We start from the raw sequence: 14493 nt of genomic DNA on the forward strand, positions 1-14493 counted from the left end.
GTCCCTACGGGTTCACCGGCTGGGGAGCGACCTCGATGGGCGGCGCCATCGCGTTGTTCACGACGACGGCCATGCCGTTCTTCAGCTTGAAGACGCCGCTGCTGACCACGGTCTGCCCGGGCTTCAGGCCGGACGTCACCGCGACGTAGTCACCCCGGCGCTCTCCCAGCCGCACGAACTGCTGCCGCGCCAGCAGGGCCGCCTTGCCCGCGGCGTCCTTGCCCTCGGAGAGGGTGAACACCGAGTCACCGTAGGGGGCGAAGAGCACGGCGGTGGCGGGAATGGCCACCACCTGCTCGCTGGCGTCGGAGAGCACCTCCACGCTGGCGAACATGCCCGGAAGCAGCCGGCCGTCCGCGTTGGGCACGGTGGCGCGCATGCGCACGTTGCGGGAGGACAGCTCCACTTCGGGGTTGATGGTGGTGAGGTCCCCTTCCCAGGACTCGCCCGGGAAGACGTCGACGCGCAGGCGCACCTTCTGACCCTGCTTCACCTGGGCCAGCGCCTGCTGGGGCAGCTGGAACTCCACGAGCGCGGGGGTGGAGGACTGCAGGGACGCGATGGGGTTGCCCGGGGAGACGAGCTGGCCCAACTCCACCTGGCGGATGCCGATGCGGCCATCGAAAGGGGCGCGGATGGTCTTCTTGGCGATGAGGGACTTGAGGTGGGCCACGGTGGCGGAGGACTGGAGCGACCGCGCGCGGACGGCATCCAGGTCCGACTGGGTATTGGCGCCCTGGGCGTTGAGCTTCTCGGCGCGCTCACGGTTCAGCCGCGAGAGCTCCGCGTCGGCCTCGGCGCCGGCCAGCTGGGCCTGCTCGCTGGAGGTGTCGAGCTGAACGAGCACCTGGCCCTTCTTCACCGAAGCGCCGTTCTCGAAGCGGATGTCGTTGACGACGCCCGGCAGCTCCGCGCTCAGGGTCACGCCCCGAAGCGCCATCACGGTGCCCACTGCGCTCCGGGTCCCCTGCCAGCCGAAGGACTCCGCCTGGGTGGACGTGACGGACTCAGGCGGCAGCACGAAGGTCTCACCGGCGTTGATCATCGAGACGATCTGGCCCGCCTTGACGGCCACGAGCCCCGCGAAGACCGCGAGCAGGAGCACCACGCCGATGATCCACCGCTTGAGTCGGCTGGCTCGGGGCGGTGAGGAGGGAGTCACGTCTGGAGCAGAGGCATGCATCTTGGGCACCCACGGGCTGACGGAGACAGCCGTGTCAGGGAATGCGCCGCCCTGTAGCCGAACCGCCGTGCGTTTGCGCCCTTGAAAATCTGTTCAGGTTGTGACCACTCCCTGGGTTGGTTTCGCGCGCTCTTTTTCGAGCGCACCCGTGACGTGGCCGTTACGGGCGCGTGCTGGAGAAGCCAAGCGGCGGACGACTCAGCCTTCCACGGGACGGGTGAGGCCCAGTGTGTCCGCGTAGCTGTGCAGCCCGCGAATGTGATTGCCACCGTCGACGGCGAGGGTGTCACCGGTGATCCATGACGCGAGGTCGCTGCAGAGGAACGACACCACCTTCGCCACGTCCTCCGGCTCGCCACACGGTTTTCCAAGCGGCGTATGGGCGAGGAACTCCCGCCCCATGGCGCCATTCATGAGGCCGGCACCCTCGGCCAGGGGGGTGCGGATGGCGCCCGGGGCCACGACATTCACACGAATGCCGTACCGCCCCAGTTCCGAAGCCGCGACCTTCGAGAAGTTCGCGAGCCCCGCCTTGGAGGCGCAGTAGTGGGCGAGCCCATCCGTCACCGCCGTCTGATTCAACGAGGAGATGTTGACGATGGAGCCCGGCTGCTTCGCGGCGACGAGCGCCCTCGCGAGCGCCTGGGTGAACAGGAAGGGCCCCTTGAGGTTGATGGCCAGGATCTGGTCGAACTCCTCCGCCGGCAACTCAAGGAGCGGGCGGAGGGTGGCCGACCCTGCGTTGTTCACCAGGATCCCCGGGAGGCCGAACTCACGCGTGGCAACCTCAATGGCCTGCGCCACGTCCTCCGCGCGAACCACGTCGCCCGCGAAGGGCACGGCCCGCGCGCGCCCCTCCATCATCCGGTTGAGCTCCCCGGCGGCCGCCTCCACCTTCTCCCGGGTCCGCCCGAAGAGAAGGACGTTGGCTCCGTCCCGCATGAGGCGCGCGGCGATTCCCAGTCCGATGCCCTGGCCCGACCCCGTCACGATGGCACTGCTCGATATCAGCTTCATGGTGGCTCCTGTGTGCTTCGCGGAAGGGTGTGAATCTACTTCACCGCGAGTGCGAATCGAACGGCGCGGTCATGGGCGTCGGCCGCAGCACCCCCTTGCCTCGCCGATGCCCAGCAGGTGGGCCCCGCGCGCGCATGAGAGGAAGCCAGTCCCAAAGCCAGAAGACGATGATTCGAGTGTTGCGACGACCGCTTGAATCCGCCCTTCACCCCGCGCCCGTGTGCATTGCAGGGACAATCCAGGGATGCTCCAGCACGTCCCGCCCCGGCCTGGGTCGGACGCATGGGATGGGTGCCGCGTTGAGTGAAGAGATCGTCTACCGCCATGCCATCGAGGGGCTCTTCCTGCGCTCCGTGGGCACGCGCCTCACGCCCGAACTCAAGGACCGGCTGCGGGCCATCGGCCTGAACCTGGACGAGAAGATCCCGCACCACACGCCTCGTCACGTCTTCGCGGAGGCCCTGGGCATCACCGCGCGATACCTCTACCCGGACGTGGACGCGAAGGAAGGCTACCGGCGGCTCGGCATGGGCGTCATCAAGGGCCTGGAGCACACGCTGCTGGGCAAGGCGCTCGTGTCCCTGTGGCCCATCTTCGGGCCCGACCGCGTGCTCTCCCGCATGCAGGAGAGCTTCGCCACGGTGAACAACTACCTGAAGACCGAGCTCATCACCCACGGCCGCGCGGACCACACCATCAAGGTGAGCGAGTGCAACGGCAACCCGGGTTACCACATGGGCATCATCGAAGCGGGGCTGACCCGGGCCGGCGCGAAGAACATCCGCGTGGAGCCGTTCGACTTCAACGGCCACGCCTGCTCGTACCGCGTGCGCTGGGATCAGTGAGCCTTCAGCGCGGGCTCCCACCGGACAGGGCCGGATTGGGCCGACGCGCCCGGTTCCTTCACCGCGGTGGGACTCGGGCGCAGAACCCGACCTCGAATATCGAGCGCCAGAGCCCCACCCGAGGCATCCCCCAGCACCTTGCCCGTTCGCAAGTCGATCCGCTTCCCCATGACGAGCACCGTGTCGCCCGCCCAGAGCAGCCCGGAGTCCGTCGATTCGCTCAAGACGTTCGGTGGAAACCCTGTCCCCACGTTCCAGAGCCACAACCGATCTCCCCACTGGCCGCCGGGCTCAGCAGGTTTGATGCTCTCCTCCAGGAGGGCATGAGCCCCCAGGGAAGCCACCACCTGCCCCAAGGGCACCGCTCGGACGGTGCGCCGCTCCAGATCGATGACGGCGTGCACCGCATTGGAAGGCTCGAGCTCGGCAGCAACAAACAACGACAGCAGCCTTCCGTCGCTTCCGGACACGTGGATGTACCGGTCCGAAAATGGGGGAGACATCTGCCAACCCAGGGGTTGATGAACCCTGGCGCCGTGCAATTCCAGGGGGCCGAGGTCCGGCTGTGTCTCGCAGACCACCAAGACCTGCTCGTGCGCCGCGTCCGCGAACAACAGGGTTCCATTGCAGCCCGAGGGGACCCAGGTCTCCCGCCGTCCATCCGCGTGCTCCAGAACGATGGAGCGGTCCGGAGCGCGTCGCAGCATTCCTTCCCCCATGGGTTGCAGGACGTCGTCGCCCTGGAGGAGAGGGCCACCCTCCACCCGGCGAAAGCGGCGCACGGGGGTGTCGCCCTCCCAGCCGAAGTGCGAGCTGGAGATGACCGGCCCTCGGCATGTGGCGGGTGCGAGAGTGGTGTCCTCTTTGGGCCAGCTCTCCTTTCCATCCGAGTTCGTGTCCTCCACCACGTCGAACGCCGCCCACTGACCGGAGGGATCCAGCAGGGCCTGTCCGAGCAGGCCACGACCCGCATCGAGCACACGCTCGGTCCCCTGGAGCAGGTCTCGCACGACGGCGACGGGGCGCCCGCCCTCGGGACGCAGGTAGAGAAGCCGCAGGCCATCCCGGGAGAAGCTGGCGCGGATGGGTGGATGGGGGCTCGTCGTGTCGGGCGTGACATCCGAGACCAGCACCTTCTCCTCGCGGGTCTCCACGTCGAGGAGCCAGAGCGTGGTGTCACGCACCAGGACGAGAAAGCGTCCCGTGGGGGCCACGGCGAGAACCTCGTCGATGCGGATGCCCGCTCCGGGCTCCAGGAAGAGGTACGGGCGAAGCGCGTCACCCACGATGTTTCCGTGGAAGCCCAAGACGGTCTCGATGCGCCCATCGCCGTTGGTGTCCTCTCGTGCCTGGCAGGCGAGGAGCCACCGCCCGTCTGGTGCGGAGTCCACGAGCAGGAATGGATGCGCGGTGCCGTAGTCCTCGGAAGGGGTGGAGGCAGCCACTGCCGCCGCATGTGACGTGAAGAAGGTTGGACGTGACGCGGGCCCCTGGGAGGCGCACGCGGACAGCATCACTGTGAACAGCAAGAGATGAAGACGCATCTGCTCTCCGTCGGAGTCAAAATCCACGACGCTCGGCATGGCAACGACATCCCATATTCTCTATCTCTTGTGCCCATGCACTTTGACACCAGGCGCCTTCGCACAGAGCGGGCGACCGAAAGTGCACTTCCAGCAGGGACCACGAAAGTCGGTGGTCTTCCAGACCTCGCCCCTGAGACACGCTAGCCCGAGCATGGTGTACCCCACTGGGAACGACGATGAGTATCCAGAAACAGAGTGTCGGCGAGCTTCTCGCCGGGTACGCGCAAGCGCTCGCGGAGCTTCGACGCCGCGGGGTCGTGCGCACCAACAACGCCCCGCGGGGGACTACGCAGAGTGGCTCGTTGCTCGCGCCCTCGGGGGAACGCTCGCTCAGGACAACTCGGCCAGGTCGTACGACCTCACGCTCCCTACAGGAGAGCGCCTCCAGGTGAAGGCTCGGGTCGTGTCCGAGCCACCGAAGCGCGGACAGCTGCAGACCTCCGCCTTCAGGTCCTGGGACTTCGAGCTGGCCGCCCTGATCCTGCTGCGGGATACCGACTACGGCGTGGTCCGCGGCGCGCTCGTCCCGGCCGAGGTCGTCCGAGAGCAGAGCCGGTTCGCGGCCCATACGAACGCCCACTCTGTCCACATGAACTCACGACTGATGGACCATGCCCGAGCGGTGGACATCACCGCCCAACTCCACGCCGCCGCAGGAGGATGAATTTCGCAAGCGAGGTCCGTCCAGCACCGTCTCACATGGCAGACTGCGGCCATGACCCGCTCTTCCTCTTTCGCAGTCGTCGCGGCGCTGAGTCTGGTGTTGGTGTCCACGGCGTGCACCACCCCTGACCACGCCCGGGATGAGCAGGACCTCCGCCAGTGGGTGAAGGCGCAGACCGAGGCCTGGAACGCCCACGACGCCACGGCATGGACGCGGGACTTCACGGACGACGCTGACTTCATCAACATCGTCGGCACGGTGTTCCAGGGTCGCGCGGAAATCGAGACGCGCCACGCCGCCATCTTCGCGAGCATCTTCAAGACCAGCCACGCCGAGGTCACCGTGCGCAAGATCCGCTTCCCCAGCGAGGACATCGCCGTGGTGGACACGGTGCACGAGGTCACCGGCCACACGGGCCTCCCTCCGGGCGTGCAGAACACCGAGGAGGGGCTGCTGCGCACGCAGATGCGGTACGTGCTGAAGCGCACCCAGAAGCAGTGGCGCATCGTCTCGGGCCAGAACACCGACGTGAAGCCGACTCCCAAGCCCGCGCCGTAGACGCGGAGGAGCGCGCGCGCCGCCTTCCACGACTGGCTGGGCATCACCGCGGAGCGTTGCCCTCGCAGCGCTTCGCCGTGAAGGGTCCTTCCAGGAGCAACTGCCGCGAGGCGACGCGCAGCGTGCCGGCGACGGAGGTGCCGGCCACCTGGGTCACGGTGAGCTTCCTCCAGTAATCCGGCGGGTATACCTCGGGACCTTCGTCCGACAGCTCCACGCGAGACAGGGCTGCGTAGAAGCGCTGCGCCTTCGTGGTGACGCGCTCCTCTTGGAGGAGGCAGCACGCCCCGGAGCGCGAACGCCCGGGTGTTTTGACCGGGGCGGATTGCGCCCCCTACGCTGGCCGACGTGGCATTCAGCCCGGATCGACTCCTGCAGCGCCGCGTCTACGTCTTCCAGGGTCCCTTGGAAGAGCTGCTCCGGGACCTGGAGGGACTGAAGAACCTGGGCCAGCTCTACAGGGTCCGCTCCCCTGCCCATCACGTTCGAGGCCGGTGGCTGCTGCTTGGCTGCGTGTCGCTCGCGTTTCTCCTTTCGCCCCTGTTGCCCTGGTCACCGCCTCCAGGCGGACCTGGATCCGCGCGCACACGTGGGCACTCCGGCCCCCGAGCCGCGGGGCATGGCCTGGCCGCCGCGAGAGATGACAGGCCCCCGGCCCGATGCGTCCAGCGTGGTGACGATGATGCTGCTGAGCCTCTACCAGACGCTGGGCGCCACGCGCGGGACAGAGGCGGCCATTGAATCACCAGCCCCGCCGCGCGTGGAGGCATGAAGACCGGCCGTTGACGGCGTGATGGCCTTGGACGGACGGACTGCCAGTCCCAATTGAATTGCGTCGGCACGGCTTACGGCCCGGTGCGCTTCACGGGGTGCCGCCAGGCGATGAAGGGTGCGGAGTGTGCCAGCGTGCGCGCGAAGGGCAGGCCGTGCGCATGCAGCCACTGCCGTGTCGCATCACGCAGCCCGGCCTGATCGAGCAGCTCTCCCACGGTGTGCCGTGACAGGTCCTCGAGGACGGCATGGAGTTCGGCCTTCAGCCCCTCGCGCACTTCGGGGCGCGCGAGGTTGTGCGCGATCACCTGGGGCACCAGGGAGTCGAGATGCTCGTGGGGAAACCGGCTCAGCACCTGCGCGGCCTCGGCCTCCGTCTTCTCCAGGGTGGACAGGAAGACCTTCTGGCGCCGTGCCCCCAGGGCGCGGGCGGTCTCCTCGCTGGCGAGGCGCTCGGCGATCCTCCGCTGCACCAGGGCCATGGAGCCGTCGATGACCTCGCGCACGCGGTCTTGCAAGCTGCCGCCCAGGCCCCCCAGGATTCCCTTGCCCGCCGAGGCCGCCGCTCGCGCGCCCCAGCTCAGCGCATCCCTCAGCCCGGAGACGCCCGCCACGGGAGCTCCCGCGAGGACCTTGCTCACCAGGGCCGACAGGGTCTCCTGGAGCGTGGTGCGCACGGTCTCCCGCACCTGCTCGGACGCCACCATTTCATCGATGGCCTTGCGAGGCAGGTGCACCGGCTGGCCCAGGAGCGCCGACAGAGACGCGCTGGCCTCGGCGGGGAGCCACGCCTCCAGCTTGATGCGGCTCTTCGCCGCGCGCGTGAGCAGGCGCGTGCGCACCGGGGCCACCAGCCGGGCGTGCCAGCCCTTCACCCGTTCGGGCGTCAGTGCGAGGTCGACCGCGGCGAGAACCCGGTCGGGGTCCACCCAGTCCGAGACGCGGGACGCACAGAGCGCGTCGAAGGTCAGGTCCAGCAGTTCCAGGAGCGAGGAGTCGTCGAGTTCGGGCATCAAGGCGTTCCTACTACCGACCGGAGCCGGAATGCCCGGAACGACGCCTCCCATGTCGACCCGTGTCCAGAAGGAGTCCTCGTGTCACCTCGCCCCAAGAACCCCACCCACAGCAAGGTGGCCTGCCGCCTGGAGCAGGACGTATGGGATTGGAAAAGCTTTCAATGATGACTCCGTGATGAGTATGGCCGCGTCATCTTCGACGCGAAGTGCTGACGCTGGATGTCAGACTGCCTTTGTAGAAGGTCATCCCGACGATGACCGACAAAATCACCTTCCCTGAAGAAGCAGTATTTCAGGATTCGATCAAAACACCTGGGCGTCTTCGTCAGTCCATGGGGTCCGCGCACGGAACCGCCCTGCTCTCCGCGGAGCGGCTTTCCTTCGCCTTCCCCCAGGGGACGCCCGTCCTCCGAGATGTTTCACTCCACTTGAAGGGGGGAACATCCGTGGGACTGCTCGGTGCCAATGGCGCGGGCAAGACGACTTTGCTGGGGGCGCTCACCGGCACCGTGCGCGGAACGACGGGCGGTTCGGTGCGGCTCGACGTGGGTGGGCTGCATGCCCGCCGCGCCATCGGGTTCGCGACGCAGGCCATCGCGCTCTATCCCGTACTCACGGTGGAGGAGAACGTCGGGCACCTGGCCCGGCTGCTGCTGGGACGCGTCGCGGCGAAGGCCGCCATCGAGCGGACCCTGGAGGAGTTCTCGCTGGGTCCCATTGCCCGCATGCGCGTGCATCACCTGTCGGGTGGACAGCGGCGGCTCGTGCACCTGGCTGCGAGCTTCGTCCATGCGCCCCCCATCCGGTTGCTGGATGAGCCCACCGTCGCGCTCGACTTCGAGGCCCGCCAGTTGGTGGTGCGCCGCGTGCGTGCGTGGCGTGAGGAAGGCGCCGCGGTGCTGGTCACCGCGCACTACCCCGAGGACATCGAGGAGCTGTCCACGGAGCTGGTGCTGCTGCGGGATGGGAAGACTCGCGACCTGGGCGAACTGGGCACCGTGCTGTCGAACCAGGCTCGCACGCTGTCGCTGCGTGGCGCGCGTCCCGATGCTTCGTGGGAGCTCACGCTCGCCACCGGCACCCTGGAGGAGGTCCGCTCGAAGCTGGGCGAGGTCCCCTCCGATGTCCACCTGTCCGAGCTGCGCCTGTCCGGCAACCGGCTCCGCGACATCCTGCTGAGGGACCCTTCCCTGAGCGCCTTCGCCCGGGAGGCGGAAGGGCCATGAATCACGACATCGCTTCCAGTGCCCCATCCGCTCCCAGCGGCGTGGCTGGCTTTGTCAACGTGGTGCGTTGCTACGCGTTGACGGAGTGGCGGGTGCTCGCGCGCGAGCGCACGGCCATGGTGTTCATCTTCATCCTGCCCGCGGTGCTCTCCGCCATCCTGGGCCCGGGCGTATCCGGGCTCGATACAGCTCCGGGCGCCATGGGCCGGGCCACCATCGGCTTCGCGGTGATGTTCAGCTACATGGTGGTGACCTACTCCGGTCACGCGTTCTACCGGGACTTCTGGTACCACACCCACGGCAGGCAGGCGCTGGTCCGCCCCTCCCGGCTCGCGTTCGCCATGGGCAAGGTGCTGCCCGCTTGCGCGATGTCTTTCGTGCAACTGCTGCTCTTCACCGGCTTCGCGGCGGTGTTCCTGGGACTGCCACTCAACGGCAACGTCCTCCAGGTCGCCCTCACCGGCGCGGCGCTGGTGACCAGCGGTTCGGCCCTGGGCTTCCTCCTCTTTGCCATCACGCGCAGCACCGCCACGCTCTCCAACCTCTCCTACCTGGTGCTGGTGACGTTCAGCGCGGTGGGTGGCGCCATCGTCGCCACCGAAGCGCTGCCGGGTTGGTCTCGCACGCTCGGCTACGCCACGCCGCACTACTGGGCCCTGCGTGCGCTCAACGAAGCCACCTTCGGCGCGGGCCGCTGGGGCGTCGTGCTCCAGAGCACCGCCGTCATCCTCACCTTCACCGCTGTCTGCGCGACCGCCGCGAGCCTGGCGTTCGACTTCCGGGACCAAAAACATGACACGACCTGAACAAGACTCCGCGGGCCGCCCTCGGGCTCCCGTCATCCAGCGACTGCTCGGGGACCCGCGCGTGGCGCAGGCCCGTCTGGGCAAGCGCATTGGCCGCCTCCCCTATTTCACGCGGGTGGAGTCGGCCACCGCCCCCATCACCCGCATGGAGGGCCGGGACATCCTCAACTTCGGCTCCAACAACTACCTGGGGCTCGCGAACGACCCTCGCGTCATCGCCGCCGCGCAGGAGGCTTCCGCCCGCTGGGGCGCGGGCGTGACGGGCTCACGCCTGCTCAACGGCAACCTGACGCTCCACGAGGAGTTGGAGGAAGCCCTGCGGCGCTTCTATGGCCGCACCGGCGCCATGGTGTTCTCCACCGGCTACGGCGCCAACCTGGGCCTGATGAGCTCGCTGCTGGGCCGCGATGACCGCGCCTGGGTGGACGAGGAGATGCACGCCTCCGTCCTGGACGGCGTGTGGCTGGCGCGCGCGAACATGAAGCGCTTCGGCCACAACGACCCGGAGCACCTGCTGGCCCAGGCGAAGGGCGACACCGCCTCCGGCCTCTGTGTCGTGGAGGGCGTCTACTCCATGCGCGGAGACCGGGCCCCGCTGCGCCGGTTCCTGGAGGTGTGCCGCGAGACACGGCTGGCGCTCGTCGTGGACGAGGCGCACGGCCTGGGCACGGTGGGCGCTCGGGGCCTGGGCACCGTGGAGGAGGACGGCGTCGTCCAGGACGCGGACTTCATCACCATCACCTTCTCCAAGAGCCTGGGCTCCTGCGGCGGCGCCATCATCGGGGACAAGGCCCAGATTGAAGCGCTGCGCGTCCTCACGCGGCCCTTCCTCTTCACCGCCGCCAACACGCCGGCCTCCGTGGCCGCGGCCCTGGCCTCCCTGCGCATCCTCCATGAGGACCCGGGGCTGGTGGCCCAATTGAAGGAGCGGGTGCGCTCACTGCGCGAGGCGCTGGTGGAGCGCGGGCTGCGGCCCATTCCGTCCGACGGTCCCATCGTCAGCGTGGAGGTGGGCGCGGACTTCGACACGCTCCAGGCGTGGAGGCTGCTGTGGAACCGGGGCATCTACGCCAATCCGGTCATCCACCCTGCTGTCCCCGCGGGCCACGGCCTGCTGCGCCTGAGCGTGATGCGGACGCATGAGGAGCAGATGGTGCGCACCGTCGCGGACGCGTGCGCGGACGTTTTCTCGGACTTGCAGCTGTCCCATCAGGGACGGGGGAAGGTGGCATCATGAAGCGCACGCATCAGCTTTCCAGTGGTCAACCGCTCACCATGCAGACGCTTCGCGCGCACGGCGTGGACGTCGAACGCATCCTGTCGGAGCTGGTCAGCGACCCCGCCTCGTGCGGCGTGCTGCTGACGGGTTCGCTCGCGGCTGGCAATGGCACGCCGAGCTCGGACGTGGACCTGATGGTGCTGGTGCCGCACCGCACGTCGCTCATCTCCACGAAGGAGGGCGTGCGCTTCAAGAACAGCCGCTTCAGTGAAGCGCTCCAGTACTGCGACGGCATCGAGGTCAACATCGAGCTGGCGGAGCGCAGCCGCGTCGCGGAGATCATGACGTGGATGACGGCCATCGCGCCGGCGCTCTACAAGCCGTCCGAGCTGAAGTTCATCCCCATCATCGACGGCCCGGAGCTGCGCTTCCTGCACCGGCTGCGCGTGGGATTGCCGCTGATGAACCCGAGCCTGGTGGCGAGCTGGCGGGATGAGTTCCTGGTGGAGCTGCTGCCCACCTACCTCACCGTGCGGCACTTCATGGAGGTCCACGAGTACCTGGAGGACGCCATCAGCCACCGCGCCATCAGCGAGGAGTCCAGCCGGCACGTGGCGCGCATCGCGGTGGAGGAGGCGCTCGTCTCCATCCTTGCGGCCTTGGGGGTGACGAGCGCGGCGCGCAAGTGGCTGCTCATCGAGTCGCGCAAGGCGATGACCACCGCGGGCGAGGAGGACCGGGGCCTGCTCGAGGAAGGGCTCTTGCTGCACGCGGACTGCGCGACGGGCCCGCTGGGCGGATGCCTCACGCGCATCGAAGCGCTCCACCAGCGCATGGCCCAACGCATGTCGGCGGAGCCGGAGCTGGCGCGCGCGGTGGAGTTCCTCCAGGGCAGCATCGACTACGTCCTCGAGCACCAGGGATGAGCGCCTCCGGATACACGGCCCACCCGGTCCTCGCCCCCGCGAGGGCGCGGCTGGGGGACGCACTGGGACAGCTCTACGGGGCGGAGCGCGCGGAGGCGCTCGTCCGGGAGCTGGCCCAGGCGGCGGAGGGCATCCGCGCGTGCCCGCGGCCCGGGCGCGCGGCGGTGGACGCGCGGCCCGCGGTCATCGCCGTGTATCCGGACCACGTGCTCGACGGGGGCATGGCTCCCCTCGCGGCGCTGCGGCGCTTCCTCGAAGAAGAGGTGGGCGGCGTGGGGCCGGCGCTGCTGCATGTGCTCCCTCCCTATGTGTCGGACGGGGATGACGGCTTCGCGGTGGTGGACCACCGGGCCGTTCATCCGCGCCTGGGGGCGTGGGAGGACCTGGAGCGGCTGTCGGAGGTGAGCGGCGGGCTGATGCTCGACCTGGTGATGAACCACGTGTCCACGTCGCATCCGGCGTTCCGGGACGTGCTGCGCGGGGAGGGACGGCCCGGGGACTTCCACCTCTTCTCCGAGCCGCGGGACATCGAATGGGGAACGCGGGTGCGGACCTCCTCCATCCTCCAGCGTTTCGGCGCGGTCTGGGCGTGGTGCACGTATGGGCGCGCGCAGGTGGACCTGAACCACGGTTCGCCAGACGTCTTCCTATCCATGGCGGGCACGTTGCTGCGGCTGGTGGAGGCGGGTGCGCGGGTCGTGCGTCTGGATGCCATTCCTCACGTGTGGAAGCGCGTTCCTGGAGGGCCTCACCAGCCGGAAGCGAAGCTGCTGGTGCGAGCGCTGCGCGCCGTGGCCGACCTGGTGGACCCGTCGGTGCGCCTGCTCGCGGAGACGGACCACCGCACGGACGAGCGGTGCTACCTGGGCGAGGAGCTGGCGCAGCACGACAACCACCTCGCGGTGCCGCTGCTCGTCTTCGCGGCGGCGCTCGCGGGCGAAGGTGGTCCGCTGGTGGACTGGGTGAACGCATCCGCTTCGGATGCACACAGCCGTGACGGCTACGCCTTCCTCCAGACACATGACGGCGTGCATCTGCGCCCCATGGATCCGCCGCTGGATGCTCCCACCCTGCGGCGGGTGATGGAGCGGATGGAACGTGCTGGTGTCCGGGTGTCCCACGCGGACGTAGGGGGCGAACCCCAGCCGTACGAACTCAACAGCTCCCTGCACCGCATCTTCTCCACGGAGGCAGGGCTCGACGTCGAGCGATACCTGGCCGCGCACGCGCTGCTCTTCGCGCTCCCCGCCGCTCCCTGCCTCTACTTCCCCACGCTGTTCGGGTTGCCGGACGCGGTGGGTGTCGAGCCCTCCAATCCTCGCGCCGCGAACCGGCACCGGTACTCGGATGGAGCCCTGCGTGCGTTGGTCCGACAGCCGGTGCACGCGCGCCTCCTGAAGTCCCTGCTGGGCCTCATCCGCCTGCGCGACCGGACGCCCGCGCTGAGGGAGGACAGCGGCTGCGAGGCGCGGCTGCCAGCGCCCCAGGTCGTGCATCTGGCGCGAGGCCATGGCCGTCAGCCCCTGCACGTGTTGGTGAACTTCGGCGTGGAGCCCGTGTCCGTCCCCGTGCCGTTGCGGAAGTGGACGGACCTGCTCGGCGGGCGTCAGGGCCAGGGGGACGTACTGCTCGCGCCTTCAGAAGCGCTGTGGCTCGTGGAAGCCGGAAGTGGAGACCTCACATGAGAAACGTTGCCAGTGTGTCCGGCCTCGTGGAGGCCTTCGGCTCGCGTCCGGGGAGCGAGGAGTTCGTCTTCACGTTCTTCGATCCGTACGCCATCGGGCTCGGGCTCGCGGAAGAGGCGCTCGCGTTCCTGGAGCACGAGGGCTTCCGCGTCGTGGACCGGCGCTTCGTCCAATACACGCAGAGCAGCATCGAGGCGGTGTACAGCCCCAACCGTCCCATCGCTCTCGACAAGACGTGGGCCGTGCCTGGCGAGGTGTACCTGCTGGAGTCCTCCTGCGCGCTCATCCTCCGCACCCCGAGCCGGTCGGCCTGCGCGGCGTTCAAGTCGCTCAAGGGGTCGGCGGATCCGAACAAGCGCTCACCGCACCACCTGCGCAGCCGGCTCCAGGCCCCGACGCGTGCGCTGAGCCTCATGCACTCCTCGGACGACACGCGCGCCATGATTGAAGAGGCCGCCACGGCCTTTGATCCCCGTGAACTGCGCATGCTCCTGGAGTCGGAAGGTCGCCCCACCTGGCGCGCGGGCTCCGCCATCCAGCAACTGCCAAGGGCCGTCGTGGGGCGGGCATGGCGGCCTTCGCCCCTGGAGTTCCTGGTCCACCTCCGCCTGCGCCTCGCGGAAGAAGTGGAGCTCGTCGCTCCCTTCCCCGAGGAGCTGATCTCACCGTGGCGCGAGGCAGCGAATGAGCTGGAGGGACTTCGCTCCGAACCCTCTGCGTCCCGCGAGGTGTACCTGCGGGTCGTGGCCCGCGAGGCGGCGCTGGTGAACGACGCGGTCCAGGCGGGGCTTTCGCACCCACGCCGGCCCGGGATGTTCGACTACCGCGTGGAGCCGGCGCTCGTCGCCACGGTGCTGGAGCTGCTCCACCACCCGGCGCTGTACCGCGAGACGGACCTCACGCGAATCATCGGTCCGCTGGGGGCGCTGGTCCGCAACGCCTACGAGCGCGTGCTCCTGCGCAGCGCGCTCCAGGAGTTCGAATGAACCCG

Annotated in this window: 14 protein-coding genes; 10 read left to right on the forward strand and 4 right to left on the reverse strand. The window is 68.7% G+C overall.

What is annotated here, in order from left to right; all coding sequences use genetic code 11:
- Positions 1-4: 4 nt before the first annotated feature.
- Together GTZ93_RS15880 and GTZ93_RS15885 are read right to left on the reverse strand one after the other, a co-directional pair.
- Positions 5-1162 (reverse strand): efflux RND transporter periplasmic adaptor subunit, encoded by a 1158-nt coding sequence (locus GTZ93_RS15880; RefSeq protein ID WP_257978942.1) that lies wholly within the window; start codon positions 1160-1162, stop codon positions 5-7.
- 219 nt (positions 1163-1381) lie between these two features.
- Positions 1382-2200: an SDR family NAD(P)-dependent oxidoreductase gene (locus GTZ93_RS15885; RefSeq protein WP_139915381.1), complete on the reverse strand. Its 819-nt coding sequence runs from the start codon at positions 2198-2200 to the stop codon at positions 1382-1384.
- Positions 2201-2499: 299 nt separating this feature from the next.
- Between GTZ93_RS15885 and GTZ93_RS15890 the strand changes: the two genes are divergently transcribed.
- A complete protein-coding gene (locus GTZ93_RS15890; RefSeq protein ID WP_233596678.1) occupies positions 2500-3045 on the forward strand; it encodes a DUF2378 family protein in 546 nt (181 codons plus the stop codon).
- Here GTZ93_RS15890 and GTZ93_RS15895 read toward each other — a convergent pair.
- Entirely contained in the window at positions 3039-4490 is a 1452-nt protein-coding gene (locus GTZ93_RS15895; RefSeq protein WP_139915382.1) for a TolB-like translocation protein, read from the reverse strand. The two genes, GTZ93_RS15890 and GTZ93_RS15895, sit on opposite strands and share 7 nt — an antisense overlap.
- A gap of 529 nt (positions 4491-5019) precedes the next feature.
- On the opposite strand from GTZ93_RS15895, the gene GTZ93_RS15900 reads away from it, so the two are divergent.
- From GTZ93_RS15900 to GTZ93_RS15910, 3 genes are all read left to right on the forward strand, one after another.
- Positions 5020-5295, forward strand: coding sequence for a hypothetical protein (locus tag GTZ93_RS15900; protein WP_139915383.1), 276 nt, complete (start codon positions 5020-5022; stop codon positions 5293-5295).
- 51 nt (positions 5296-5346) lie between these two features.
- Positions 5347-5853, forward strand: coding sequence for an SgcJ/EcaC family oxidoreductase (locus tag GTZ93_RS15905; protein ID WP_139915384.1), 507 nt, complete (start codon positions 5347-5349; stop codon positions 5851-5853).
- Between the two features lie 619 nt (positions 5854-6472).
- On the forward strand, positions 6473-6625 hold the full coding sequence (locus GTZ93_RS15910; RefSeq protein WP_161662846.1) for a hypothetical protein: 153 nt from the start codon (positions 6473-6475) through the stop codon (positions 6623-6625).
- Positions 6626-6698: 73 nt separating this feature from the next.
- Here the strand turns inward: GTZ93_RS15910 and GTZ93_RS15915 are convergent, their stop codons facing one another.
- Positions 6699-7637 carry a hypothetical protein gene (locus GTZ93_RS15915; protein WP_139915385.1) on the reverse strand — a complete coding sequence of 313 codons (939 nt, stop codon included), beginning with the start codon at positions 7635-7637 and terminating at the stop codon, positions 6699-6701.
- 335 nt (positions 7638-7972) lie between these two features.
- Between GTZ93_RS15915 and GTZ93_RS15920 the strand changes: the two genes are divergently transcribed.
- Genes GTZ93_RS15920 through GTZ93_RS15945 form a run of 6 tightly spaced genes read left to right on the forward strand, consistent with a single transcriptional unit; the run spans position 7973 to position 14488 of the window.
- Complete coding sequence (locus tag GTZ93_RS15920) at positions 7973-8866, forward strand: ABC transporter ATP-binding protein (protein WP_257978943.1); 894 nt, start codon at positions 7973-7975, stop codon at positions 8864-8866.
- On the forward strand, positions 8863-9672 hold the full coding sequence (locus tag GTZ93_RS15925; protein ID WP_139915387.1) for an ABC transporter permease: 810 nt from the start codon (positions 8863-8865) through the stop codon (positions 9670-9672). Before GTZ93_RS15920 ends, GTZ93_RS15925 begins: the two co-directional genes overlap by 4 nt.
- Positions 9659-10909: an aminotransferase class I/II-fold pyridoxal phosphate-dependent enzyme gene (locus GTZ93_RS15930; RefSeq protein ID WP_139915388.1), complete on the forward strand. Its 1251-nt coding sequence runs from the start codon at positions 9659-9661 to the stop codon at positions 10907-10909. Before GTZ93_RS15925 ends, GTZ93_RS15930 begins: the two co-directional genes overlap by 14 nt.
- A complete protein-coding gene (locus tag GTZ93_RS15935) occupies positions 10906-11817 on the forward strand; it encodes a nucleotidyltransferase domain-containing protein (protein WP_139915389.1) in 912 nt (303 codons plus the stop codon). Before GTZ93_RS15930 ends, GTZ93_RS15935 begins: the two co-directional genes overlap by 4 nt.
- Positions 11814-13502, forward strand: a complete 1689-nt coding sequence (locus GTZ93_RS15940; RefSeq protein WP_139915390.1) for an alpha-amylase family glycosyl hydrolase — start codon at positions 11814-11816, stop codon at positions 13500-13502. The genes GTZ93_RS15935 and GTZ93_RS15940 overlap by 4 nt, the downstream gene beginning before the upstream one ends.
- Positions 13499-14488: a nucleoside-diphosphate kinase gene (locus GTZ93_RS15945; RefSeq protein WP_139915391.1), complete on the forward strand. Its 990-nt coding sequence runs from the start codon at positions 13499-13501 to the stop codon at positions 14486-14488. The genes GTZ93_RS15940 and GTZ93_RS15945 overlap by 4 nt, the downstream gene beginning before the upstream one ends.
- Positions 14489-14493 lie beyond the last annotated feature (5 nt).

Source organism: Corallococcus exiguus (assembly GCF_009909105.1).
GTDB lineage: Bacteria > Myxococcota > Myxococcia > Myxococcales > Myxococcaceae > Corallococcus > Corallococcus exiguus.